Source organism: Sphingomonas sp. CFBP8993 (assembly GCF_034044895.1).
Lineage (GTDB): Bacteria > Pseudomonadota > Alphaproteobacteria > Sphingomonadales > Sphingomonadaceae > Sphingomonas.
In genome coordinates this window covers 174,789-198,077 of sequence record NZ_JAXCWU010000001.1, presented here as the reverse complement: position 1 = coordinate 198,077, position 23,289 = coordinate 174,789, and the positions used below count along the sequence as shown (strand labels likewise).

Annotated in this window: 27 protein-coding genes; 11 read left to right on the top strand and 16 right to left on the bottom strand. The window is 66.2% G+C overall.

What is annotated here, in order from left to right; translation table 11 throughout:
- Nucleotide 1: 1 nt before the first annotated feature.
- From SOM26_RS00890 to SOM26_RS00880, 3 genes are read right to left on the bottom strand one after another with little or no spacing between them, the layout of a single operon-like run.
- Nucleotides 2–1,594, bottom strand: coding sequence for an energy transducer TonB (locus SOM26_RS00890; protein WP_320450848.1), 1,593 nt, complete (start codon nt 1,592–1,594; stop codon nt 2–4).
- On the bottom strand, nt 1,591–2,499 hold the full coding sequence (locus SOM26_RS00885) for a DUF58 domain-containing protein (RefSeq protein ID WP_320451256.1): 909 nt from the start codon (nt 2,497–2,499) through the stop codon (nt 1,591–1,593). The genes SOM26_RS00890 and SOM26_RS00885 overlap by 4 nt, the downstream gene beginning before the upstream one ends.
- Nucleotides 2,499–3,944 carry a hypothetical protein gene (locus tag SOM26_RS00880; protein WP_320450847.1) on the bottom strand — a complete coding sequence of 482 codons (1,446 nt, stop codon included), beginning with the start codon at nt 3,942–3,944 and terminating at the stop codon, nt 2,499–2,501. The genes SOM26_RS00885 and SOM26_RS00880 overlap by 1 nt, the downstream gene beginning before the upstream one ends.
- A gap of 277 nt (nt 3,945–4,221) precedes the next feature.
- Here SOM26_RS00880 and SOM26_RS00875 point away from each other — a divergent pair, with 277 nt between their 5' ends.
- Together SOM26_RS00875 and SOM26_RS00870 are read left to right on the top strand one after the other, a co-directional pair.
- Nucleotides 4,222–6,888, top strand: coding sequence for a M16 family metallopeptidase (locus SOM26_RS00875; protein WP_320450846.1), 2,667 nt, complete (start codon nt 4,222–4,224; stop codon nt 6,886–6,888).
- Nucleotides 6,889–6,926: 38 nt separating this feature from the next.
- Nucleotides 6,927–7,808, top strand: coding sequence for a retropepsin-like aspartic protease (locus SOM26_RS00870; RefSeq protein WP_320450845.1), 882 nt, complete (start codon nt 6,927–6,929; stop codon nt 7,806–7,808).
- Nucleotides 7,809–7,818: 10 nt separating this feature from the next.
- On the opposite strand, the gene SOM26_RS00865 is transcribed toward SOM26_RS00870, so the two are convergent.
- On the bottom strand, nt 7,819–8,253 hold the full coding sequence (locus SOM26_RS00865) for a hypothetical protein (RefSeq protein WP_320450844.1): 435 nt from the start codon (nt 8,251–8,253) through the stop codon (nt 7,819–7,821).
- 13 nt (nt 8,254–8,266) lie between these two features.
- On the opposite strand from SOM26_RS00865, the gene SOM26_RS00860 reads away from it, so the two are divergent.
- The 3 genes from SOM26_RS00860 to SOM26_RS00850 all read left to right on the top strand — a co-directional run bounded on the left by SOM26_RS00860 (nt 8,267) and on the right by SOM26_RS00850 (nt 9,458).
- Nucleotides 8,267–8,554: a hypothetical protein gene (locus SOM26_RS00860; protein ID WP_320450843.1), complete on the top strand. Its 288-nt coding sequence runs from the start codon at nt 8,267–8,269 to the stop codon at nt 8,552–8,554.
- 469 nt (nt 8,555–9,023) lie between these two features.
- A complete protein-coding gene (locus SOM26_RS00855) occupies nt 9,024–9,152 on the top strand; it encodes a hypothetical protein (RefSeq protein ID WP_320450842.1) in 129 nt (42 codons plus the stop codon).
- Nucleotides 9,153–9,191: 39 nt separating this feature from the next.
- Nucleotides 9,192–9,458: a hypothetical protein gene (locus SOM26_RS00850; protein ID WP_320450841.1), complete on the top strand. Its 267-nt coding sequence runs from the start codon at nt 9,192–9,194 to the stop codon at nt 9,456–9,458.
- Between the two features lie 161 nt (nt 9,459–9,619).
- On the opposite strand, the gene SOM26_RS00845 is transcribed toward SOM26_RS00850, so the two are convergent.
- Nucleotides 9,620–9,769 carry a hypothetical protein gene (locus SOM26_RS00845; RefSeq protein WP_320450840.1) on the bottom strand — a complete coding sequence of 50 codons (150 nt, stop codon included), beginning with the start codon at nt 9,767–9,769 and terminating at the stop codon, nt 9,620–9,622.
- Nucleotides 9,770–10,040: 271 nt separating this feature from the next.
- Here SOM26_RS00845 and SOM26_RS00840 point away from each other — a divergent pair, with 271 nt between their 5' ends.
- Both SOM26_RS00840 and SOM26_RS00835 read left to right on the top strand, forming a co-directional pair.
- Nucleotides 10,041–11,126, top strand: coding sequence for an extracellular catalytic domain type 1 short-chain-length polyhydroxyalkanoate depolymerase (locus SOM26_RS00840; RefSeq protein WP_320450839.1), 1,086 nt, complete (start codon nt 10,041–10,043; stop codon nt 11,124–11,126).
- 147 nt (nt 11,127–11,273) lie between these two features.
- Nucleotides 11,274–11,396: a hypothetical protein gene (locus tag SOM26_RS00835; protein WP_320450838.1), complete on the top strand. Its 123-nt coding sequence runs from the start codon at nt 11,274–11,276 to the stop codon at nt 11,394–11,396.
- Nucleotide 11,397: 1 nt separating this feature from the next.
- Here SOM26_RS00835 and SOM26_RS00830 read toward each other — a convergent pair whose 3' ends face one another.
- The 3 genes from SOM26_RS00830 to SOM26_RS00820 all read right to left on the bottom strand — a co-directional run bounded on the left by SOM26_RS00830 (nt 11,398) and on the right by SOM26_RS00820 (nt 12,252).
- Nucleotides 11,398–11,619, bottom strand: a complete 222-nt coding sequence (locus SOM26_RS00830; protein WP_320450837.1) for a hypothetical protein — start codon at nt 11,617–11,619, stop codon at nt 11,398–11,400.
- A gap of 88 nt (nt 11,620–11,707) precedes the next feature.
- Entirely contained in the window at nt 11,708–11,887 is a 180-nt protein-coding gene (locus tag SOM26_RS00825) for a hypothetical protein (RefSeq protein WP_320450836.1), read from the bottom strand.
- A gap of 146 nt (nt 11,888–12,033) precedes the next feature.
- Complete coding sequence (locus SOM26_RS00820) at nt 12,034–12,252, bottom strand: hypothetical protein (protein WP_320450835.1); 219 nt, start codon at nt 12,250–12,252, stop codon at nt 12,034–12,036.
- A 137-nt stretch (nt 12,253–12,389) separates the two neighbouring features.
- Between SOM26_RS00820 and SOM26_RS00815 the strand changes: the two genes are divergently transcribed.
- On the top strand, nt 12,390–13,103 hold the full coding sequence (locus tag SOM26_RS00815) for a Crp/Fnr family transcriptional regulator (protein ID WP_320450834.1): 714 nt from the start codon (nt 12,390–12,392) through the stop codon (nt 13,101–13,103).
- 101 nt (nt 13,104–13,204) lie between these two features.
- A complete protein-coding gene (locus SOM26_RS00810; RefSeq protein ID WP_320450833.1) occupies nt 13,205–13,483 on the top strand; it encodes a DUF6894 family protein in 279 nt (92 codons plus the stop codon).
- A 110-nt stretch (nt 13,484–13,593) separates the two neighbouring features.
- Here SOM26_RS00810 and SOM26_RS00805 read toward each other — a convergent pair whose 3' ends face one another.
- The 8 genes from SOM26_RS00805 to SOM26_RS00770 form a co-directional block, all read right to left on the bottom strand.
- On the bottom strand, nt 13,594–14,013 hold the full coding sequence (locus SOM26_RS00805; RefSeq protein ID WP_320450832.1) for an ester cyclase: 420 nt from the start codon (nt 14,011–14,013) through the stop codon (nt 13,594–13,596).
- A gap of 10 nt (nt 14,014–14,023) precedes the next feature.
- Complete coding sequence (locus SOM26_RS00800; RefSeq protein WP_320450831.1) at nt 14,024–14,620, bottom strand: glutathione S-transferase family protein; 597 nt, start codon at nt 14,618–14,620, stop codon at nt 14,024–14,026.
- Nucleotides 14,620–15,546 (bottom strand): glutathione S-transferase family protein, encoded by a 927-nt coding sequence (locus SOM26_RS00795; protein WP_320450830.1) that lies wholly within the window; start codon nt 15,544–15,546, stop codon nt 14,620–14,622. Before SOM26_RS00795 ends, SOM26_RS00800 begins: the two co-directional genes overlap by 1 nt.
- Nucleotides 15,543–16,754, bottom strand: coding sequence for an iron-containing alcohol dehydrogenase (locus tag SOM26_RS00790; protein WP_320450829.1), 1,212 nt, complete (start codon nt 16,752–16,754; stop codon nt 15,543–15,545). The genes SOM26_RS00795 and SOM26_RS00790 overlap by 4 nt, the downstream gene beginning before the upstream one ends.
- 116 nt (nt 16,755–16,870) lie before the next feature.
- Entirely contained in the window at nt 16,871–18,328 is a 1,458-nt protein-coding gene (locus SOM26_RS00785; protein ID WP_320450828.1) for an aldehyde dehydrogenase family protein, read from the bottom strand.
- A gap of 138 nt (nt 18,329–18,466) precedes the next feature.
- The gene (locus tag SOM26_RS00780; protein ID WP_320450827.1) at nt 18,467–19,414 is read right to left on the bottom strand and encodes a LysR family transcriptional regulator; all 948 of its coding nucleotides are present in this window, start codon (nt 19,412–19,414) and stop codon (nt 18,467–18,469) included.
- Nucleotides 19,415–19,465: 51 nt separating this feature from the next.
- Nucleotides 19,466–20,593 (bottom strand): CaiB/BaiF CoA transferase family protein, encoded by a 1,128-nt coding sequence (locus SOM26_RS00775; protein ID WP_320450826.1) that lies wholly within the window; start codon nt 20,591–20,593, stop codon nt 19,466–19,468.
- Nucleotides 20,594–20,767: 174 nt separating this feature from the next.
- Nucleotides 20,768–21,028: a hypothetical protein gene (locus SOM26_RS00770; RefSeq protein ID WP_320450825.1), complete on the bottom strand. Its 261-nt coding sequence runs from the start codon at nt 21,026–21,028 to the stop codon at nt 20,768–20,770.
- Between the two features lie 133 nt (nt 21,029–21,161).
- Between SOM26_RS00770 and SOM26_RS00765 the strand changes: the two genes are divergently transcribed.
- Together SOM26_RS00765 and SOM26_RS00760 are read left to right on the top strand one after the other, a co-directional pair.
- The gene (locus SOM26_RS00765) at nt 21,162–21,833 is read left to right on the top strand and encodes a response regulator transcription factor (protein ID WP_320450824.1); all 672 of its coding nucleotides are present in this window, start codon (nt 21,162–21,164) and stop codon (nt 21,831–21,833) included.
- A 7-nt stretch (nt 21,834–21,840) separates the two neighbouring features.
- Nucleotides 21,841–23,175: a sensor histidine kinase gene (locus SOM26_RS00760; protein ID WP_320450823.1), complete on the top strand. Its 1,335-nt coding sequence runs from the start codon at nt 21,841–21,843 to the stop codon at nt 23,173–23,175.
- Nucleotides 23,176–23,289 lie beyond the last annotated feature (114 nt).

The following is a 23,289-nucleotide window of genomic DNA, read 5'->3' as shown; positions in this document are numbered from 1 at the left end:
CTCAGGGAATCACGCGCCGCTGCACCAGCCACCACTCTACGCCCAGCAGGGTGCCAGCCGCGAGCAGCAACAGCAGAAAGGGCAGGTCCGACGGCCACGCTCCGCCGCCATGCTCCACCGCCGGGCGCGGACTGGTGTCGGCGGCGGCCAGCGTGGTGGCACGATCGGTCAGCGACACCGGCTGATCGCGCTTGGCCGCAGGTGCCGCCAGCGGATCTACGTCGTCCTGGGCTACGGACTGCCAATCCTGCCGCTGTGCAAGCCAATGGAGGCTGCGACTGACGAAAATCGGCATGGCGGGGCTTTGGACGAAGGGCGAACTTGGCGCGAAGATCGCGCGCCATGCCGTGACCTGGCGCCGACGGGCATCGTGGATGTCCACTCCAACCGGGCGGTGGAGCGCATCGGCCAGCGCCCCGGCGTCGAGCCCAGCCAGGCCAAGATCGTCCAGACGCAACGCGACCGCGCCGCGTTCGGCCTCGCCCGACCCCGCGAAGGTGAACGCCTGCGCCGCCGCATCGGACAGGACGAGGGCGGGCCGCCCGGCGGCCTGAACCGCCCGCGCATCCCCCACCACGACCTGCGCTTGCGCCGCCGTGACCAGCAGCAGCGACGGATCCGCCGCCACCGCTTCGCGAATGGCGGGCGGCGTGCCCCCCAGCAAGGCGAGCTTGATCGGACGGCGATCGACCACCTCGATCGCAGCCTTGTCATCCGCCGCAAAGCCGTCGCCCTGTGCCAGCGCCACGCCGACGACTTTGCCGGTCGCGTCGATGTCGCGGGCCAGGAAGCGCCCGCCGCCCAGGGGCTCGACCCGCGAAGGCGTGAAGCCGCGCCCACCCGTCGCCCAGCGCAGATCGGCTGCGTCGGGCGATGGCTTATGCGCGGCGGCGACCGTGACCAGCAGATCCGCCTTGCCGACCTGTCCCGACGCCGCCGGGGTGACGCCCAGCGCCACGATGCCGCGATTGCCCGGCACGGGATCGGCCAGATAGCCGTAGCGAAGCCCCGCCAACCGCCCGGCAGGTCGCGCCGCGCCCCATGCGCCATAATAGCGCACCGTTCCTGCACCGGCCTGTGCCATCCATGCCGCGAAGTGCGATGGCCGCGTCTCGGCCGACACCATGTCCAGCCTTCGCGACAGCAAGGACGCGCTCTCCCCCGGTGCCAGCAGCCGGGTGCCGATCACATCGCCCAGGACCACCTCGCGCCGATCCGCCGGTGTCGCGCGCACATCGGCCAGCAACGCGCGCTTCGCCGCTGCCAAGTCGCCGCTGCCAGTCATCAGCGCCGAATTGTCGAGATAGAAGCGCTGCAACCCGCCACCGCTCGCCACCGACGCCGCTTGCGGGTGCGCCGTCGCGATCCATAGCAACAGCGCGATCGCCAGGATCAGCAGATAGGCCAGCCAATAACGGAACCGCCCTCCCAGCATCCGAACCGGTGTGTCGCGCACTGCCTGCGCCCAAAGACCGGCGGTCGGCAGGCGGAGCACCCGACGCCGGGCACGCAGCCGTTGCAGCAGGAAAACGATGCCCGCCAGCGCGACCATCCCGCCCAGCGTCACCGGCCAGCCGAACTGGGTAAAGCTCATGGCAGGATGCTCCCTGCCGTCAGGACCGGCATCAACTGGTCGAGGACATCGCGATCCGCATCCAGGCGGACCAGTGTCGCGCCCCGCCGCCGCGCGAAGCCGTCAAGGCCGTCCGCAAAATCCCGATACGCCGCACGATAGCGCGCGATCAGTTCGGGCGTCACGGTCAACCCGGCACCCTCATGCTCGCCGTCCTCGATCACCACATCACCGTCCAGATCGGGCAGCAGCATCGGGTCCGCATCCGAGGCGCGGGTCATCTGCACCAGGAGCAGTCGATGGGGCAGCGTTTCCAGTGCGGTCAGAACGCCGTCCAGACCGTCATCATCGAAGAAGTCGGACACCAGGATCACCAGTCCGCGACGCAATCGCATAGCGGCCAGCTTGGCGATCGCACCGGCCAGCGCGCTGCGCCCCACGGCCAGCTGGGCGGCAAGCGTCTGTGCGACGCGGGCAATGCCGCCCTTGCCGGACACATTCCGCATCGCCGTGCCCATGTCGTCGCTGACCGTCATCAGGCTGACCGCGTCCTGCTGCCCCAACGCAACGGCGGCCAGCGCCAGGACGGCGCGCATCGCCGGGCCGATACGGGGCGGGCTTTCGACGAACATGCTGCGCGATACGTCGAGCAGGATATAGACCGGCAGGTCCTGCCGTTCCTCGAACACCCGGACGAACGCCTTGCCCAGCCGCCGATAGATGTTCCAGTCGATCGCACGCAGATCGTCGCCCGGCACATAGGGCTTGAAGTCGGCGAAGTCCGATCCCTGCCCGCGCGCGGACGTCCGCTGATCGGCCAGGCGGCCGCCCTTTTGCGCCGCCGCGATCCGCAGGGTCAGCGCATTGACCCGTTCCAGAAAGACGGGATCGAACAGCTCGTCGAAGCCGGGGGCGCTGGACAGCATCACCGATCGACTCCCGTCCGGGCGAAATAGCGTTCGAGGAGTCGGTCCTCCTGCACGCTGCGCGTCCGCTCGGGCAGTGCAGCACCCGGCCCCTGCCCGGCTCCACGCGACTGGGCGGCGACAGTGCCCGATGCCATGGCGCGCGGAGGGGCGTTGCGGGTCGTGCTGCTCACCGCACCGGCGTTGACCGTTCCGATCACCCGATCCTCCATCGGCACCGCCAGCATCAGCGACGGCGAGCCGCGAGCTCGCTTGGCCCCCTCCTGGCCGTCACCGCGATTGGAACCCTGTTGCCCATTATTGTTGGCGCGCCCGGAACTGCCCGAGCCTTGCGACTGCTGGCCCGATTGCTGGCGGTTGCGCGAACCCGAACGCTGCTGGTCCTGGCTCCCCCCTGGATTGCGGGGAGCCGGCGGCGCGCCACTGGGTGTGGACACGCTGGCGCCAGCGCCGCTTTGATTGCCTTGCGGTGGCGTCGCACGGCTTTCGGGTGCCGTGGCCTGGGCATCACCGGCCATCTTCGGTTCACCGCTGCGCTGACCCTCGGCCGTCTTGCCCGGCTGCCCTACGTTATCCGCATCGGCCGAGCGCCCCGCGGCGCCGGGGCTATCGGCCCCGCCATTGCCCGACGATGCGGATGCCCCGTTTCCACCGCCTTGCGACTGCCCGAGGGGCGTGGCCGATCCGCCGGGGCTGGCACCCGCCTTGGTCATGCCCGCCGCCCCGGCCGCCCCCATCTGCGATCCCCCCGCGACGCCCCCGGCGGCCATTGCGGATGACGCATCCCGGCCGTGGCCTTCCGCATCCTGCTCGTTTCGATCGCTCTGGACTTCCGGGCCAGCGGCGCGAAGACCCATGGCCGCGCCAATCCTCTGCAAGACGGAGGGCTCCGCCACGCCGGACGGCACGGGCGAAGACGGCCGGATGCTCAACGCCACAGCGAGAATGACGAGGGCGAGCACCGGTATGACCCAACGCCGCCAGCCCTGCTCGACAGCGCGGGCCTCCGCATGGATCGGCGTCGACGCTGCCCGGTCCAGCCAGGGCATCGCCTCTTGCAGGGCGGCGCGGCGGAAGCCATCCCGCCGATCGTCCGCCAGGAATTCCGCAGCGATGACCGCCCGGTCCTTCAACGCCAGCGACTGATCGACCAAGGCCAGCGCCGCGCGACGCTCCACCTGGAAACGCGCCATACGCACGGCGACGGCCACCAGCAGAACAATCATCGGCACGACAATCGAGAAGATGATCGCGGGCAACACGGCGACCGGCCGCATCATCGCCATGACGAGCGTCAGCACCGGCACCACGATCGCCGTCCGCATGGCCAGATCGATCCCGGCACGCCAGGCCGCCGTGCACGCAGCGCCAGCCAGCGTCGCGCGCCCCTTCTCCTCCAGCCTGTCGAGCCGCTGATGGAGCAGCTCGTCCGATCGATCGTCCATCTGCGCCCCCGCCCTCAATTCAGGGCATCTGCAAGGATTTATGGCGGCTGGCTTGCACCAACCTTGCCACCCTTAGCCTTTCCCCTCGATCGCGGGATACCGATGCGCGTTTCATCTGCAAGGCTGATGCAAGCAAGTCATGGTTCCTGTCGGCGATCGCCATGGGCATGATGGGAACGTCGACGTGAAATCCGCCAAACGCGCTTTATGGCCTCTCTGCCTGGCCGGTACGGCAGCCTGCCTGTCCGTTCCCGCCTGGTCCCGGACGAAGCAGCCCATGCCCGCGCCGCAAGTCGCCGATGTGGCGTTCGAGCGCTTCACCCTGCCCAATGGCCTGACCGCGCTGGTCCATACCGATCATAGCAGCCCATCGGTCTTTGTCGGCCTGTGGTACAAGACCGGATCGCGCGACGAGCCGCCGGGCAAGACCGGCTTTGCGCATCTGTTCGAGCATCTGATGTTCCAGAGCACGGCGCATCGACCACAGGAATATATGGCCGCGCTGAATGCCATTGGAGCGGTGCGCGCCAACGGCATGACCCGCACCGACGACACCGTCTATTTCGAGACGGTGCCGACCAACGCGCTCGACTCCGTCCTGTGGCTGGAGTCCGATCGCATGGGTTATCTGGACGGAGGTATAACCCAGGCCCTGCTCGACGAGCAGCGGCGTGTCGTGCTGAACGAGAAGCGGCAGGGGGAATTGCGCCCGGAGGAGATGGCCTGGCGCCACTTCCTGACCGCCTTCTATCCCGCCGGTCACCCCTATGCCCACCCCACGATCGGTTCGACCGAGGATATCGAGGGCGCGACGCTGGACGATGTGAAGCACTGGTTCCAGGGCCATTACGGCGCGGGCAATGCCGTGCTGGTGCTGTCGGGCGATATCGACGCCGCCACGGCACGCGAAAAGATCACCCGCTATTTCGGCGCGATCCGCCCCGGCACGCCGATCAGCCGCCCGTTGCAATGGACTCCGTCCCTGACCGAGACGCGGCGTGACCGCCTTTACGGCGACTTCGCACAGACCAGCATCTCACGGAGCTGGCCCATCCCGAACACCTCGCCGCGCGACACGACATTGCTGTTGCTGGCCGCGCGCGCCATGGCCGGGCCGAAGGATGCACCGCTGGTCCGCGCCCTGGTCACGGATGCGAAGGTCGCGACGGGGGTGACTGCGACCGTCAACGAAAGCGCATTGGGCAGCGTCCTGAACCTCTCGATCGGCGTACGCCCCGGCGTCTCGCCCGAGGTGGCGAGCCGCGCGCTCGACGCCGCCCTGGCGGATTACGCGACCAAGGGGCCGCCGCCATCGCGATTGCAGAGCATCATTGCCGCCACCGACGCCTCGCTGCTCCGCTCGCTCGACGATAACGCCGCGGTCGGAAATCGGCTGGGCGAAGGCGAAGTCGCGCATGGCGATCCGGCGTATTTCCTCAAGCAGCGCACGTGGATCAACGACGCCCGGCCCGACGAGGTTCGCGCGGTCGCCGCGAAATGGCTGACCCGTCCCTATTATGAGATGATCACGATGCCGGTTCCGGACCGGCAGGCGGGCAGCGCGGATGTCGACCGCAGCCATATGCCCGCCCCCGGTCCGTTCAAAAGCGAGATTGCCTTCCCCCCGGTCACCACCATGACGCTGGCCAATGGCCTGAAGCTGGTCGTCGCCAGGCGGCCCGGAACCGCGACGGTCGACCTCGGCCTGCAATTCGCCACCGGCACGCAAAGTGATCCGGGCATCGCGGCGGATGTCGTCACCAATGCCTTTCACCTGCTGGGCGCAGGCGCCAAGACGCGGGCGGGCGAGCCAGTCGAACAGCGTCTGTCGCAACTCGGCATTCAACTGGGGGCCCAGGCAGGCCCGTGGAACAGCGGGGTTCGTTGGAGCGTCGCGAACAACCGGCTGGACGACTCCTTTGCGCTCGTCGCCGATCTGGTCCGGCATCCGGCCTATCCCGCGACAGCCGTCGAGGAGGCGCGCGCCACGACGCTGAGCGCACGAGGTGCGGAGGGCCGCAATCCGTTCGCGGCCGCAATGCCGCTGCTCAACCGGGCGATCTGGGGTGATCACGATCCACGCGGCCACGTCCCGACGACGCAGGATGCCGATACGATTTCGCGCCAGCACCTGGTCGATTACCAGGCCCATCACATCGTGCCCGGCGATGCGACGCTCTACGTCGTCGGCGATGTCACGCCCGACCGGGCCAAGGCCCTGGCCGAGCGATATTTCGGCACTTGGACCGGCCCGGCGACGCATGACTCCCTCCCTGTCCCGGTAGCACCGACCGACGCCAAAGGCCCCCATCTGATCCTGGTCGACGCCCCCGGCGCGCCACAGAGCAGCATCGCCGTCGGCACCCTCATCCCGCCCTTCGACAAGGATCGCTCGGCGATCGAGACCATCACCGCCGCCACGCTTGCGAATATCGGCTCGGGACGGCTCAACGCCAATCTGCGACAGGACAAGGGCTGGAGTTATGGCTTCGGCGGCGAGATACAGGATGCCCCGAGCGGCGACCGCCTGTTCGTCGCGCGCGGCACCGTGCAGGCGGACCGCACCGCCGACAGCCTGGCCGAACTGCGCCGCGAGTTTTCCGATTTCGCCGCGACCCGCCCGCCGACCCAGGCGGAGTTGGATGCCCAGCGCAATATGATGATCCGCGCCGCCACGCTGCGCTACTCGCGCAACGAGGCGTTTCTGGACTCGCTGGAAACATCGGGCAGCTACAAATTGCCCTATGATCGCCCGAACACGCTGGCCCAGCGTTTGAACGCGGTGACGCTCGGCGAGGTGCAGGACAGCGCGCGCCGCCTTGTGCGCCCTGATGCGCTGACCTGGGTCGTGATCGGCGACCTGCGGACCATCGAACCCCAAATCCGCGCACTGGGCCTTGCTCCGGTCGAGGTGTGGGATGTTCGTGGCCGCAAGCTGCGCTGATCCGCTCCTTCCCCCTTATCGTTCGTCAGGACCCGCCCATGTTTCTTCTCGCCGCCATCGCCCTGGCCCAGGCCAATCCCACCGCCCCAGCCTCGCCTCAGCCTCCCGTCACCGCGATCGCCCCGGCCCAGGCACCGCTATTGCATGATACGCGCGGGCGGCCGGTCATGACGGTACAGATCAATGGCAAAGGCCCCTTCCCCATGGTGGTCGACACGGCGGCGCAGACCAGCCTGCTGAGCCGGACCCTGGCGACGGAACTGGCGCTCAAGCCGTTGAACGGCGGCATCGGCGTGAACGGTGCGACAGGCAGCGAACAGGCCCGGCTCTATCCCGTCGACCGCATGACCAACCCGCTGCTCGATGCGCGCTATGTCGCGATGGTCGAACTGACCAATGGCGGCGTGACCGATGCACGCGGCATCATCGGCATGGAGTTCTTCACCCAACGCAAGCTACTGATCGATCGCAGCACGAACCGTATCGCCGCCGAACCTTCTGCTCCGGCCGGACCCGGCTTTGCGACGATCGCGGGCGTCAGGACCGGCGAGGGCTTCGTCCAAATCCCCTTGACGCTGGATGGTGTCCGCATCCCCGCGCTGATCGACACCGGAGCGGCGGTCACGATCATCAACACCGCCGCGTTCCGCCTGCTCGGCTGGAGCGATAGCGATCCGCGTCTGAGCGACGGCGGGGAAATCCGCGGCACCTCGGCCGAGGGGCAGAAGATTCGGATCGCGCGGATCGGCAAATTGTCGATAGGCGGAATCGGGCTTTCGAACGTGCCGATCGCCATTTCGAACGACGATGACACCAAGCCTTCGATAATCCTGGGCAATGATCTGTTGAATCTTTTCCCCGGATACGCCGTCGATTTTCCGCTCGCACAGCTGCAGATCAAGCTACCTGCCAAAAGGTAAGACCCGACAATTATTCAGTTTCGGATATGCACTTTCGCCGTGCATGTTGGCTTGTGTACAGTCGCGGCATTTGATGGATCGCGTCGACGATGAACCGATCCGGCTCTGACATCCGGATTTTTGCGATGCATCCGTAGGGCATGAAACCGCTCAGCGCCTTGGCCGCGTAGGCATAATCATAAGGCGTCATGAAGTTGGCGAGGTGCGTTCGCATCTCGTCGCGGCCTTCGTAACGGAAGCGTTTGACGCCGTATTGCTGCTCCGACGGCTCGCTTGGACGCTGCGCTCCCGTGACGTACCCGTCCCATACGGCCTCCATCCATTCCATCGAAAGGATCGCGCCATCAATAGACAGGTGGTAAATCCGCCGTCGCGTCCCCACATAGAGATTATCGCGCAACTGCCTGAGCGCCGCGCGACTGAGAGCCCTGTCGCTCCCGCTCATCGGGATAGCGCATATGGACATCAACTATATTCTCAGCCGTGAGCAGGTTTCCCTTCACAGGGCTTCGGTGGCGGCGTCCGCGCCAGCCCGGATTGCGCACCAGGGGTTGGCGACCGCTTATGGTCAACTGTTGATCGACAGCTCCTTTCCCCACCGCATCCCCATTGCCCTCCAGTTCAGGCCCGCGCCGTTGGACGACATCAACAGGTGGGAGGACGATGGGGGGCAAGCCACATCGACGGCATATGACCGCGCCGCAAGCGAAGGAGCGCCAGCAAATGCCCTTCCCCTCAAAGGCTGAATATTACGCCTCTCGCGCCGCCGACTGTCGCGCCGCGCAGGCCGCCGCGCCCGATCCGGCCAGCGCCTTCGCGCATGGAGAACTGGCCGCGAGATATGACGCCTGTTCCGCTGCCGCCTCCGCCTCGTTCGGATCGGGCAGCCCATCGACTCATGGAGACCGGGATGAACGCGCATCGACGTTGGAAACAGACGTGCATCACGGACCTTCGCAGTCGCCTGGCAGACGGCCAAGCCCCTGACGCGATCGCGACCGCCGTGGACCGAAGCGTCGACGATGTCGCGGCCATGATGAAGCGGCTCGGATGTGCGACTCTACGATGACAGCGGCAGCCCTCAGGCGCGGCGACCCGCCGCTTCCGACGGACGGCTCTACCGCCGATCTTACCTCTCACCCTCATTCCGCGTCGATCCGGCGCTGACCGCCGCCCCGGGGGCCGAATTGCCCCCCATTTTACAAGGATCATGACATGGCCAAGGGACAACAGCGCGGCAATCGCGAAGCACGCAAGGCGAAGAAGGAGGAACCGCCCAAGCAGAACGCGTCCAATCCTTCGCTGAAGGGCACGCCCCAGACTCCGCCGCCAAAGAAGGGCTGACGCCCTGCCCTATTTCTCTACCTTAGAAAGGCCGGTCTCATGCAGCCATCGCTGATCCTGTGTCGCGCACGCGAAGAACATCATCTGGCCATCTCGCGAGCCGCCACGCTCGACAATATCCGGGTCGTCGCCAACGCGGCCGCCGCCGCCTGGGCCAAGGAGGGGGTAGCCGCCGGAATGCGCGAAGACCGCAAATTGCGCACGCGCCAATTTGCGGAAGGACAGCCGCGAGGCGACGAACCGACCTCCGCCGGGTGGGGCGATCTTGCCGAGGATGCCGACCGGGCCCATGCCGACGCCGGATGAGGCCGCCAGCCGGTCGGGCCAGTCGGTCAGATATGTGACCAACCCCGACCGGAAACGTGCGTGGGTCGCATCGATCGGGCTGCGCAGGCACATGGATCGGGGATGATCGAGCGAGCCTGCCTTTCATCCTAGGTGCCGCACCGGATCGCCCCGGTCGAGCGTCAGTCCGAGCCCTCGTCGGGGTCCATGCTCCGTCCCGCCTTGGTCAGCTTCTCGGTCTTGTGCGGATCATTCTTCGCGACGTCATCGGCGTCCGCGCCTTCTGGGGGTTGTCCGTTCGGGTTCGGGCTCTTGTCTGGCGTATCGGGCATCGCGTCTCTCCTATGAAGGATCAACGGCACAGCCGCAGGATCGGCTCCGTCCGGCCGGATAGGCTAACCTGCATCGGTCACTTTGTCCGCGTCCACGCGGAATATCCACCCGATCGAGTGACTTGCCGGCATCGGCGTGTCTTGCAATCCGGCGCATCACCATCATATATTGTGCAGTGCAGCAAAATGGTGGAGACCATGTCTGTGCAGACCCCCGTCAAGGATGCTGCCGATGCCGAAGCTGCCCCATCTCATGATCCCCCCAGTCACTATGCGCCATGTCGACCAAGCGGATCGATTTGCGGGAAATGGCCAGTGGACCACGCTCCAGCAGTTCGGGACCAACCCCGGCAATCTGGTTGGCCATGTCTATCGCCCGGCATCGTTTGCCGCCGATGCGGCACTGGTCGTCGTCCTTCATGGCTGTACCCAGACCGCCAGCGGCTATGACACGGGCTCGGGCTGGTCGCAGATGGCAGATCGGCACGGCTTTGCCCTGCTCTTTCCCGAGCAGCAGCGGGCGAACAATCCCAATCTATGCTTCAACTGGTTCAATCCCGACGACAGCCGCCGGGGATCGGGCGAGGCGCTTTCGATCCGTGAGATGGTCGCGGCGGTTGCCGCCGCAGATCCGATAGACCCTGCCCGCATCTTCGTGACCGGGCTGTCGGCGGGCGGCGCGATGGCGTCGATCATGCTGGCCACCTACCCTGAGATATTCGCCGGGGGTGCAATCATCGCCGGATTGCCCTTTGGTTGCGCGGCGACCATTCCCGAAGCGTTCGACCGGATGCGCGGACGCGGCCTTCCGACCCACGGGGAACTGGCCGCGCTGGTTCGCAACGCATCCGGCCATGACGGGCCATGGCCCACCCTTTCGATCTGGCAGGGTAGCGGCGACACGACGGTGAACCCCAGCAATGCCGGGGCGATCATCGCGCAGTGGCGCTCGCTGCACGGTGTCGGGGCCGAACCGGACCGGGTCGAAGCGGTGGATGGCTATCCCCGGCGGATCTGGCGCAATGCCGATGGACGCGACGTCATCGAGGAATTCAGCATTACCGGCATGGGGCATGGCACGCCGCTCGATACCCGGGGTGCCGATGGCTGCGGCACGGCGACGGCCTTCATGCTCGAGGCCCATATCTCGTCCACGCGGCATATCTGCCGCTTCTGGGGGCTGATCCCAGCAGGCGAAGAGGCCGACATCCACCATATCGCCGCCAGCCCGCCGGCTGCCCCGAAGGCGCCGAACAGACCGGGTGTGCCCACAGGCGCGGAGCGTTGGCCTTCACCGGGCGGCGCGGTCGGACAAGTGATCGAGGACGCGCTGCGTACCGCCGGACTGATCCGCTAGTCCGGCCGTGCAGCTCCATATCCGGCACCAGACCCGTTATTTGTACAGCCGGGCGGTACGTCTTTAGCCGCATTGGCTGATGCGGGCACCGCGCGATACGTATGAACTCCGTGTCCTGTCGCGACCGGCCGTTCCAACGCACAGATCATGCCCGTGACCGGCGGCTATATCGGCACCGCCGAAGATGCCGCCGGCATGACGGTCGATGTCACGGTCCGCCGCATCGATCAGGACGCGGCCGTCCTGTGGCGGTCGCCGCGAGAACGATGAATCAGTTCTTCAAGGTCCGCGATTTCTGATCGTCATGGAGGTGGCTGTCGTCACCATTCTTCTCGGTGCTGGCGTCGTCCTCGCCGCCGCCATTCTCGTCATCGCTTTCGAGCATCTCGGCATTCTTGCCTTGATCGGAACGAGGCGATGCCCCCTCACGACCCGCCTTGCCGCCCGCATCCGTGGCTGGGCCATCCGCCGGGCCTTTCTGACCATTCGTCATGCTATTCTCCTTGGGGCTAACGTCTGGAACGATCGGCCTGACCTAAGGACCCACCCCGATCCGAGTATCGAAAGGCGAACGATGCCGCTTACATCTTTTCGGGTATCGCCGGCGTTTGCGCATGAGCGCAGATTTCGCGCAACGTCGCGTAACGTGACGCCAGATCCAGATGGATCGTCTTTACCGCCGGATCAACGGCGGCGCGGGCAATCTCGAGTTGTTGCTCGGCGCGTCGCTCATAATAGCTTGCGTCGTCTTCCCTGCTCATGACCGCGCACCCCTATTTGGTGCACATGCAGAACTTCGCTCGATGACGAGCCAATGTTACGACATGACACCATGCAAACGTCGCGTCATGCACTAGCGGTATTTGACGATGCGCGTGATAAACCGCTATGTTATCGCATGTTACCGTTACGATATCGAGGATCGGGAAGAATTCGGCATGGGTGGCTGCGAACCGTCCTTACAGCCATGGGAAAAACCCAATGCTTCGTCTTTAAGGATGTCGCTGGCCTGTTTCAGATAGCACGCCGCGAGTTGACCCAGCTGTGCCTGATCCAGTCGCGCCAGATGACCATCCAATGCCTGCACAACTTCCCAAAGCGTTTCCATCGACGAGTCGCGGGTCATGCGTAGCCACCTATTGCCGACAAAAACAGGTGCCTAATGTGAACCGTCGATAGTCCCACGACGAGCATAATCTTGTTAATTGTAGACAATATAGAACGGCAATATAAAGTTTGATAATTCATAGCTAAGCCGGTTGCATGGGTAATCGGTTCATCACCAAGCTGCGCGGGCTTGCCGATCTCGGCGAGCCAGAGATAAGCGCGCTGGAGCGCCTCACAGCCCGTCCCAAGGCCATCACAGCCCGAAAGGATCTGATCCGCGAAGGAGACCCCCCCGGCCCGGTGTTCGTCATGCTGGAAGGCTGGGCATACCGCTATAAAGTGCTGCCGAGCGGCACCCGCCAGATCACGGCGTTTCTGATGCCGGGTGATGCCTGCGACCTGCACACCGAAATGCTGGCCGAGATGGATCACAGCATCCAGACCGTAACCGCTGCTTCGGTGGCGACCATCAGCCGTTCGGACATGAACGAACTGATGGGGTCCTATCCTCGCATCGCAACGGCCATGTATATCGCGCAGTTGGTCGACGAAGGGACCCTTCGCGCCTGGATCGTCAGCCTGGGCCGCCGCTCCAGCGTCGAGCGCGTTGCCCATCTGATCCTGGAATTGTTCCTGCGCGCGGTCCGCATCGGGCTGAGCGACGGGACGCGCATGGAATTACCGCTGCCGCAGGTGGTGCTAGCCGACGCATTGGGCATGACCCCGGTTCATATCAATCGCATCCTGCAAGAGCTGCGTCGGTCGGGGGCGATCGAGCTGAGCCGGGGCGTCCTGCGGATCATCGACCCGGCGGCCTTGACCCACATATCCGGTTTCGATGCCAATTACCTTTACAAGAGAATGAAATAGGCACCAGCACACGGCTTACCTTAACTGCCTATATTGTCGCCGGTAGATATATGGGGCATGAACCATAGATCGTCGGCTGATGCTCCGAGGCGCTGACGGCTGTGGGCGAAAAGGCCTGCGCCTCTGATGAGGCCAGCGCCATGCCCAAATTCTTTATCCACGCCATCGATTCCAGGCTCAAAACCCGCGACGACGGGACGGAATTCGATACCAGCGAAAGCGCCCTCACCTCCGCGATCCATAGTGCGGCGGCGCTTGCCGTCGATGAAATCCACAAAGGCCAGACAAATGCGGCGATCGAGGTGCGGGTCGAACGGGCCGATGGCACGCCGCTGCGTCGTGCCATCGTGTGCATGTCGGTCTCCTCCCTTCTTCCTTGATCGAAGAAGGGCAAGGCTTGCAGGTCACAGTAGAGGGTCGCTGACGACCCGATCCTATAGCCGGGCAGAGATTAGTTCGGGCAGGCGAAGACGAACGTGGGCAGACGGCATCAGGCGTCCACCGCGCCGATCTGCTTGAGCATGCCCAGATTGTCCATCAGCGCCCAATGTTCCTTCAGCTTGCCGCCCTCGAAGCGGAACAGGTCCATCACGACGAAATCGACCGGCTTGTGCGTGGCGGGCACACCCAGCCCGTCGCCCGAATGGATCGCCTTCATCCGCAGATGGATCAACACCTTGTCCCCCTCAGCGACGGAATCGAGGATGGGCAGTTCGATCCGGCTGAAATTGCCGTGCAGGAATTCGCCAAGCTGACGCATCCCGTCATGCCCGCGCACGACGAACGGCAGGCCCGGATCGTGGCGGACGAAGTCGTCGGCGATATGCTCTTTCCACCACGCCTCGTCGCGCGCGGCGAAGGCGGTAAAGTAATCGCGGGCCAGTTGCGCGTTCGCAGACATGTCGGTCATGAGCGTCCTTTCAAAGATAGGGCTTGGTGTCGCGGAAGGCGGGGCGATCGGCGGTGGCGGTGACCAGCGCGTCGAGCCGGGGCATCGCTGCCACCCACGGCTCACCCGCAAAGCGCAGGTCCAGATAGTCCCGCGCTACCACCGCGGTGATGACCGCGATGTCGGGCGTGTCACCGTGATAGGCGGGTGGATCGGCCTCCAGCGCGGCCAGACCGTTAACGATTGTCCGAATGCGCCGCTGCCCCACCCGGTGCTCGGCAAAGTCGGGATCGATCTGCATCCGGTTGGTGACGATATTCGCCTGGGCATCGATCACCCCCATGGCACGACCCGCCAGGCTGACGATCCGGTCGACATCGCCCGCCAGCAGCGACGGCTCGGGCCGGGTTCGCTCGAGCCACAACAGGATCAACAGGCTTTCGGTCAGCGGCAGGCCGCCCTCTATCTCCAGCGTGGGCACGCGCGCGGCAGTGTTGAGCTTCAGCAGAGCCGCATCATCGTTCCAGGGATTGACGATTTCGGTGGCCGACAGGTCGAAGCCTTTTTCACCCAAGGCGATCCGCGCGATGCGGGCATAGGGCGAAGTGGTGTTGGTCAGGATACGCATCAGGCGTCCTCGTCGCGAACCGCGCTGAACCCCAGGCGCGGGAGATGGACATGAACCGTGCCCGCCGCCCCGGTGACGTGCGCGATGACCAGCTCGCGCGTGTCCGCCGCGACCAGCGTGCCACGGATCGGGTCGTTGGCCTCGTCCGCGATGACGAGGACGGGATCGCCCTCGGCCAGACCGCTGGGGTCGGTATCGCGGACGCCGGTCGTCGCAATGGGCTGCGCGTCCCGCGCGACCGAAAGGGCATCGGTCGGGGCCATCGCGCTATGCTGGCCATGCCCGATGGCGGCGATACGCCCCATCCAGTCCGACAGGTTGTCGAACGGCAGAAGCGCCTCGATCGCCGCACCGCCATTGCTGCGCGCGAACCACAATGGGTGCCATGCCGCGAGATCGGCGGCAGTCAGCCTCTCGCCGAACAGGAAAGGACGGCCATCCGACAGCATCTGCGCAAGCAGGTCGATGAGGCTTGCCACCCGCTGGCGGTCGAGCGGCGCGGTCTTCATGCTCGCCGTGCGGGAGAAGTCGTGGTGCATGAACGCGATACGGTCTGCGATGAACTCGGCCGGTACGCCGTCGCCGATGATCGACGTGGTCAGCGTCGCCGCAGGCATGAACCCGGCCATATCCGCCCAGCGGGCAAAGGCCATGATCGCACCGCGCTGCTCCGTCGGGTAGAGCGGCTTATCCGGATAGCGGCGATCCAGCTCGTCGAGGATCAGCGCGGTGTCGCAATAGATATCCGCGCCGAATTGCAGAACCGGAATCCGGCGATAGCCCGCGGTGAGCGGCACGGTATGCGGGCGCGGCGGCCAGACGGGTGTCTCGACCGACGCCCAGACCACACCCTTGTGCCCCAGTGCGGTGCGCACCTTCTCGGCAAAGGGCGACAGGTCGTAATGGTGCAGGATGGGCGTGGTCATGCGCAAAGCTCCGACAGCATCGCCTCGGCCTGGGCGACTGTCATCTTGCGGGCCGAGGGGCAGGCGATGATCGTATCGGGCCGCGCCGTCGCCGGGTCGTAATCGCGAGCGGCGATGCCCGCATACAGGCCGGGCACCGCGCGCCGCGCCATTTCCGCCACCCGGTCGCGCGGCAGTTGCTGGCTGGTGAATTTCAGCGGAAAGGCGATGTCGCGGTAGAGATCACGCACGGCGTCCGAAGCCGCCGCGATGCATTCCGCGCGGGACAGGCCGGTCGTGTCGACCTCCAGCGCCTCGGCCAGCGGGCGGACCTTGTGCGGCAGCACCGCCAGATCGAAAGCCAGCACCTCGGGCAGCAGGATGCCGACGCCATATGGGTGCGGAAGGTCGAGATGCCCCTCCATCGGCAGCGACAGCGCATGGCCATGGCCCAGTCGTGCGTTGCCGCAGGCAATATTGGCCATGCACGACGCGATCAGATTGTCGGCCCGCGCGCCCTCGTCATCCGAATTGATCGAGGCGCGCAGCGAACCGTGCTGCAACCGCACCGCCGCGATCGCCAGCGCGTCGGTGATCGGTGATCCGATGGCGCTGACATAAGCCTCGACCGCGTGTGTCAGCGCGTCGACGGCTGGAAGCGCCGCTACCCGCATCGGCAGTGAGGCGAGCGTGACGGGATCGAGGATCGCCGCATCGGGAAAGCTGAGTGGCCCGCCGCCCAGCAGCTTGAGGTGGCGTTCCTCGTCCTTGACGATGGTCCATTGCGACACCTCGGACCCCGAGCCCGCCGTGGTCGGGACCATGATCATCGGCAGGGCGCGCTTGTCGAAACTGCCGACGCCGGTGCATTCCGCCATCGGCTTGTCATTGGTCGCGACGATCGCGATCCCCTTGCCGGTGCACATCACCGATCCGCCGCCGATGCAGATGACGCCGTCGATCGCGGCGCGGCGAACCCGCCCGCCCTGCTGGTCGATATGCGAGCAGCGTGCGTCGATGCCGACCTCGTCGAAACGCTCGGTCGCGATCCCCGCCTCGGCCAGCGCATCGAGGGCGGCGGCATGAAAACCCTGCGCCGAGATGACGGGATCGGAAACGACCAGCACGCGGCTCATCTTCAGATCGCGCGCGACCGTGCCGATCGTCGCCAGCGATCCCGATCCGGCGATCACGCGGGTCGGCATGTAGAAATTGGTGACCAAGACCATCTCTCCTCGAGCGATCCGATACTCTGCCGGATCGCCTTGTTCGTCGATGTTGCGGTCTAGGGGTCATGCGGCGCCAATAGGGCTTTTGTCGCGCCGCCATCGCCTGTCGTTATGGCTCAGCCGTGCTTGAAGATGGTCGTGCGGATCGTCGAGGCGTCGTGCAATGCCGCAAAGCCCTTTTCGCGGCCATGGCCGGACTTCTTCATGCCCCCGAAGGGCAGTTCGATGCCGCCGCCCGCGCCGAAGGCGTTGATATAGACCTGTCCCGCCCGGATCTGCCGCGAGACCCGCAGCGCACGATTGCCGTCGAGCGTCCACACCGCCGCCATCAGGCCGTAATCGGTGTCGTTGGCGAGGCGCACGGCATCCTCTTCGTCCTCGAAGGACAGGACGGCAAGAACCGGGCCGAACACTTCCTGCGTCGCCAGTTCATGCTCTCGCGGGACCGGGCCATAGATGCGCGGCGCGACGAAATAGCCGCCCTCCGGCACCCCTTCGGCGACCTTGCCTTCCGCCAATACCGGGACGCCCGCACTTTGCGCGCGTTCGAAGAAACCCTCGATCCGCTTCTTCTGGGTCGCGTTGATGACGGGGCCCAGCTGATGATCCATCTCCGGCGTGCCCGCCGTCAGCTTCGCAAATTCCTCGGCCAGCGCCTTGGTCACGGCATCAAAGACGGACGCCTGGACCAGCGCACGCGAGCCCGCCGAACACGTCTGCCCCGAATTCTGCACCATGGTCAGCGCGATCGTCTTGGCGGCGGTGGCAATGTCGGCATCCTCGAAGACGACATGCGGGCTCTTGCCGCCCAGCTCCATCGTGACGCCGATATGGTTCCTGGCCGCCGCCGTCTGGATCAGCGTGCCGACCTCCGGGCTGCCGGTGAACGAGATGAAGTCGATCCCCGGATGATTGGACAACGCGTCGCCCGCCTCCTCGCCCAGCCCCGGCACGATGTTGATCGCGCCCTTGGGAAAGCCGATCTCGGCCGCCAGTTCGGCCAGGCGCAGCGGGGTCAGGCACGCATCCTCCGCGGGCTTGACGACACAGGCATTGCCCATGGCGAGCGCAGGGCCGACCGTGCGGCCGAACATCTGCGCCGGGTAGTTCCAGGGGATGATATGACCGGTGACGCCGTGCGGCACATGCTCGGTCGTGACGAAATAGCCGGGCATGAACGGGATGGTGTTGCCGTGGACCTTGTCCGCCGCGCCGCCATAATATTCGAAATAGCGCGCGGTCGCGACCATGTCGTTGCGCGCCTGGGTCAGCGGCTTGCCGGTGTCGCGGCTTTCCAACTGCGCCAATTCCTCGGCGACCTCGGTAATCCGCAGACCCAATCTGGTCAGCAGGCGGCCACGCTCGGTCGCCGACAACTTGCCCCAGTCACCCGCCAGCGCAGCGCGCGCTGCCGCCACCGCCCGGTCCACATCGGCCTTGTTGCCCGCCGCGATCTCGGCAAACTTCACGCCCTCGGCCGGGGCCATCACGTCGATCGTGCCGCCGGAGGCGGATGCCACCCATTCATTGTCGATGAAGACACCCTTGGCGGGCAAGATGGCGGCCTTGGTCATGCGCTGAACATCCTCTGCTTGCGGCGGCTTTCAGGGTTAACCGTCAAAGCCGCGATCTTGATCCAGGATGTGCTGGCTCGCCGAACGCATCGCCAAGATGCTTTTGCGCTGGCGCCCATAGGGCGTCGTTATGCCCGATCAGACACTGACCCGCATCCGCGCCTGCCCCCACGCCCCGGCGCGCACCAAGTCGCGCAAGGTCCGTCGACACAGCCGCTCGACCGCGCGCATCGCGGTGGTCAGCGGGCGGTCGGCAGGCTCGACGATATGGACGGTACGCTGGAAGGCAGGCTCGAACGCCCAGGACCGGAGCGCCCCGGCCGCCACTTCGGCGGCCACAGAATGATCGGGCAGGACGGAAAAGCCCAGCCCGTCCGCCACCAGCGACTTGATCGCGCCATAGGCGTCGATCTCCCACCCCGTGGTCAGGGAGACCTTGGCACGGGCCGCCTGATCGTCGACCAGATCGCGCAGGCCATGGCCGGGGCTGGGCAGGATCAAGGGCAGCCCGGCCAACTGCGCCATCCCGACCGACCGGCCGGGCGGGGACATGGCATGGATTTCCGGCTCCCCGGGCGCGCCAAACAGGACCAGCGTCTCGGTCAGGATGCCCGTTGAACGCAGCTCACGATCCTCGACAAAGGCGTAGAGCAGGCCCAGATCGACCCGCCCCTGCCGCAGCCAGTCCAAGACATAGCCGCTCATCGCCTCGGCCACCCGCAGGCGGACGCGCGGCAACTCGGCACGGGCGGCGCGGACCAGCGGCGCGCCCAGCACCTGCGCGATAGAGGACGGCAGGCCGATCGCCACCTCTCCCGCCGGTTCGGCATCGGTATCGCGAATGGCGCGCTCGGCTTCCTCGAAACGGGCGACGATGTCGCGGGCATGGGCAAGCAGCGTCGCCCCCGCCTCGGTCGCCTGGACGCCCTGTGCCGTCCGAAACAGCAGCGCGACCCCCAGATCCGCTTCCATGTTGCGGACATGCAGGCTGAGCGAGGGCTGCGCGACGTTCAGTCGTTGCGCCGCGCGCGAGATGGAACCGCTTTCGACGATGGCGATGAAGTAGCGCAGCTGTCTGACGTCCAAGGGCGGGTCCTCTCTCTCCGCCGCCGCGCATAGCGCGCCGCCCGCGACACGTCACCCGGCGGCGAACTCCGCGCGCAAGCCTGCGTCGTGCTCGCCCAGGGCCGGTACGGGCCCGAATGCCGGGTCCTGATTGTTGATGCGTGCGCCGGGGGCCAGATACCGGACCGGTCCCGATGGCGTGTCGACCGTGACGTAGCGATTTTGCGGATGCGCGGCCAGATCGGCCATCGAGCTGACCCGGCCATAGGCGATCCGCGCCCGCTCCAGCCGTTCGATCATCTCGTCGCGTGTCGCCGCCGCAAAGGCCGCCGACACGATCGCGTCCAGCTCGTCGCGATGCGCCACCCGCGCGCTGTTGCCGACGAAACGCAGATCGGTCGCGACCTCCGGCTGGAGGAGGACATCGCGGCACAGATTGGCCCATTCGCGTTCGTTCTGGATCGAGAACAGCACGGCCGAGCCGTCACCGCAGGTATAGGCCCCGTAGGGCGCGATCGTCGGGTGGTTGAGCCCCGAACGGGCCGGCTCCTTACCGCCATAGACATATTGCAGATAGGGCACGTTCATCCAGTCGGCGAGCGCGTGGAACAGCGACACGTCGATATGCCGCCCCTCGCCGCTGCGCATCCGCCCGATGATCGCCTGCAGCACCGCCTGATATGCGGTCATGCCTGCCGAAATGTCACAGACCGACACGCCCACCCGCGCCATGCCATGGTCGTTGCCGGTAATCGCGGACAGCCCGCTTTCGGCCTGAACCAGCAGGTCATAGGCCTTCAGGTCGCGATACGGCCCCTCCAGTCCATAACCGGAAATGGAACAGGTGATCAGCCGGGGATCACGCGCGCGCAAAGCCGCAGGCGCAAAGCCCAGCTTGTCGATGACGCCGGGGGCCAGGTTCTGAACGAAGATGTCGGCGCCATCGATCATCCGCGCCAGGATCGCACGATCGGCCTCCTGCTTCAGGTCGAGGCGCACCGATTCCTTGCCGCGATTGAGCCAGACGAAATAGGCGCTCTCGCCATGAACCAGATGGTCATAACCGCGCGCGAAATCGCCTTCCGGACGTTCGACCTTGATGACACGCGCGCCGCCGTCCGCCAGCCGGCTGGTGAGATAGGGTGCCGCCACAGCCTGTTCGACCGACACCACCGTCAACCCCGCCAACTCGCCCATCATCCCATCCTCGATTTGAGTGCATCGTCGGATGTGGCTTTCGCCGATCAGGGGCGCAAATAGCGTCGCGGTCATACTGTCATCGCATCCCGCTATGCCCTTTGTGGGCCACCGTATCGCAGGCTGTGGCCAAGACACGAACATGTGCCCGCTGGTTCGATCGTCGGCACCGTCAGCCTATCTGAGCAGGCGCTTCGGTGTGTCGCCGCTGGCCGCACGGACCTTTTTTGCGGCGATCTTGGTCTCGTTGCGATCGTGATGGGCATGGTGGTGGTGGTGGGCGTGACGGCCAGGTTCGAAACAGGGCGTGGCGTCCGCCATGGGCGCCGCCACGTCGAAGCAGTCGTTGCTCATGTCGCGCTGGCTCTGGGCGGCCAGCGCAGGGACGGCGACCAGGCCGAGCGGAAGAGCGATCGTCCAGAAATCGGGGCGGCGCATGTGAAACCCTTTGAACCGAGACCGTGAGATGCCCCCATTGTCGCCCCGAAGGCCGCGTCTGCCGACTTAAATGAATTTAACCTGCGGCGATGCGTCTTGGCCGCCATGCGGGTGTGCGGTTATGCCGCACGTCATGGCAGATATTCTGGTCATCGAAGACGACGACGCCACCGCTGCGGCCATCATGGCCGAACTGGCGCGTCATGGGCATGTCGCCAGTCGGGCCGCGGACGGCGATAGCGGGCTGGACCTTGCCACCCGCGAAGCGTTCGATGCGATCACCCTGGACCGGATGCTGCCCGGACTGGACGGCCTGACCCTGGTCGCGCGCCTGCGGGAGCGGCATATCACCATCCCGGTCCTGATGCTCAGCGCCTTGAGCGACGTCGACGAGCGGATCGCAGGGCTTCGCGCGGGCGGCGACGATTACCTGACCAAGCCTTTCGACTTCGCCGAAATGGCGATGCGGGTCGAGGTGCTGCTGCGGCGGCGCGAACAGGCCGAGGCGGTGGTGCTTCGCGGCGGCGGGATCGAATGCGACCTCGTCCGCCGCACGGTCAAGGTGGACGGCGAGCCGACCCGGCTGCTCCACATGGAGTTCCGGCTGCTCGAGTTCCTGATGCGCAACCAGGGCGAGGTCATGACCCGGCGGATCATCTTCGAGCGGGTCTGGGGCTATTATTTCGATCCCGGCGCCAATCTGATCAGCGTCCATATCGCCCGGCTGCGCAAGAAGATCGACCGGCCGGGCCGACCGTCGCCGATCCAGACGGTGAAGGGAGAGGGCTATCTCTTCGAGAGCTGACGCGCCATTGCGCTGGCGCGACATCATCGGGATCAGCACCTTCCGCCTCTCGGCCATGCTGGGGGCGGTGTTCGTCGTCGGGCTGATCGCGATGCTGGGCGTGGTCTATGCCGCCACCGCCCGCGACCTGACCGCACGCAGCGACCGCATCCTCCATGCCGCCGCGCAGCGCCTGTTGCAGGTCCCGGCGGACCAGTTGCCCGACCGCGTGCGATACGAGATGCGGCGCGACCGGGCCGGTTTCAACTATCTGGCACTGATCGCGGCCGACGGTACCCCGATCGTCGGCAATGTCCGCCTGTTGCGCCCCCTGCCCCCCGGCCATCCCGTCGATGTCGAGGACGGATCGCGCGGCCCCTTCCGCCTGGTCGCGCTGCGCACCCGCGAGGGCGAAACGCTGCTCGTCGGGCGCGACATCAGCCTGCTGCGCGACCTGCGCCATACCATCCTGGAGACGCTGATCGTCAGCGGCCTGCTGACCCTGCTTTGCGTGGCGGCGGCGGCGATCTGGTTCAGCCGCGCACCGCTCCGCCGCGTGCGCGCCCTGCAACGCGCCAGCCGGGAGATCGCGGCGGGCGATTTCTCCGTTCGGATGCCGATCGCCGGGCGGCATGACGAACTCGACCAGTTCGCGACGACGGTGAACGCGACGGTCGAGGAGGTCGGCCGCGTCGTCGCGCAGGTGAAGGGCGCGACCGATGGCATCGCCCATGATCTCCGTACCCCCCTCACCCGCGTCCGCGCGACCCTGAACGCACTGCGCCACCACCCCCATGACGCGGACGAAGTGGCGGCGGGCATCCGGCAGGCGACCGGCGACCTCGACCTGGTGCTGGAGCGGTTCGCCGCCCTGCTGCGCATCTCCGAACTGGAAGCGGGACGCCGCCGTGCCGGGTTTAGCAAGCTCGACCTGGGCACCCTCGTCACACAGGTCGCCGACCTCTACGAACCACTGGCCGAGGATCGGGGTATTGCCCTGTCGGTGGCTACCCGGTCATGGTCGGTGGAAGGCGACGACAAGCTGTTGTTCGAGGCGCTGAGCAACCTGCTCGACAATGCCATCAAGTTCGGGCGGCCCGGCGGTCGGGTCGCGATCGCACTGACCGAAGGCCCGGACGGGCGCGCGATCGAGGTGCGTGACGACGGACCCGGCATCGCAGCCGGGGAACGCGATGCGGTGCTACGCCGGTTCCACCGGGGCCAGGGGGCGCAGGACATTGCGGGCAGCGGCCTGGGCCTCAGCCTGGTCGTCGCGATCCTGCACCTGCATGGCCTCAGCCTCAGCCTGTCCGATGCCGGGCCGGGACTGTGCGTGCGGATCGCGCTGCCCCGTCCGGAGTGAAATTCATTTAAGTCGCCTGCGCCCCCGAATGGCGCGATGGAGGCCCCGTCGGCGACGCGCAGCGGGTTCCCCACCCCCCTTGATCCCCGCGCCGTTGCCGACACCGCCCATATC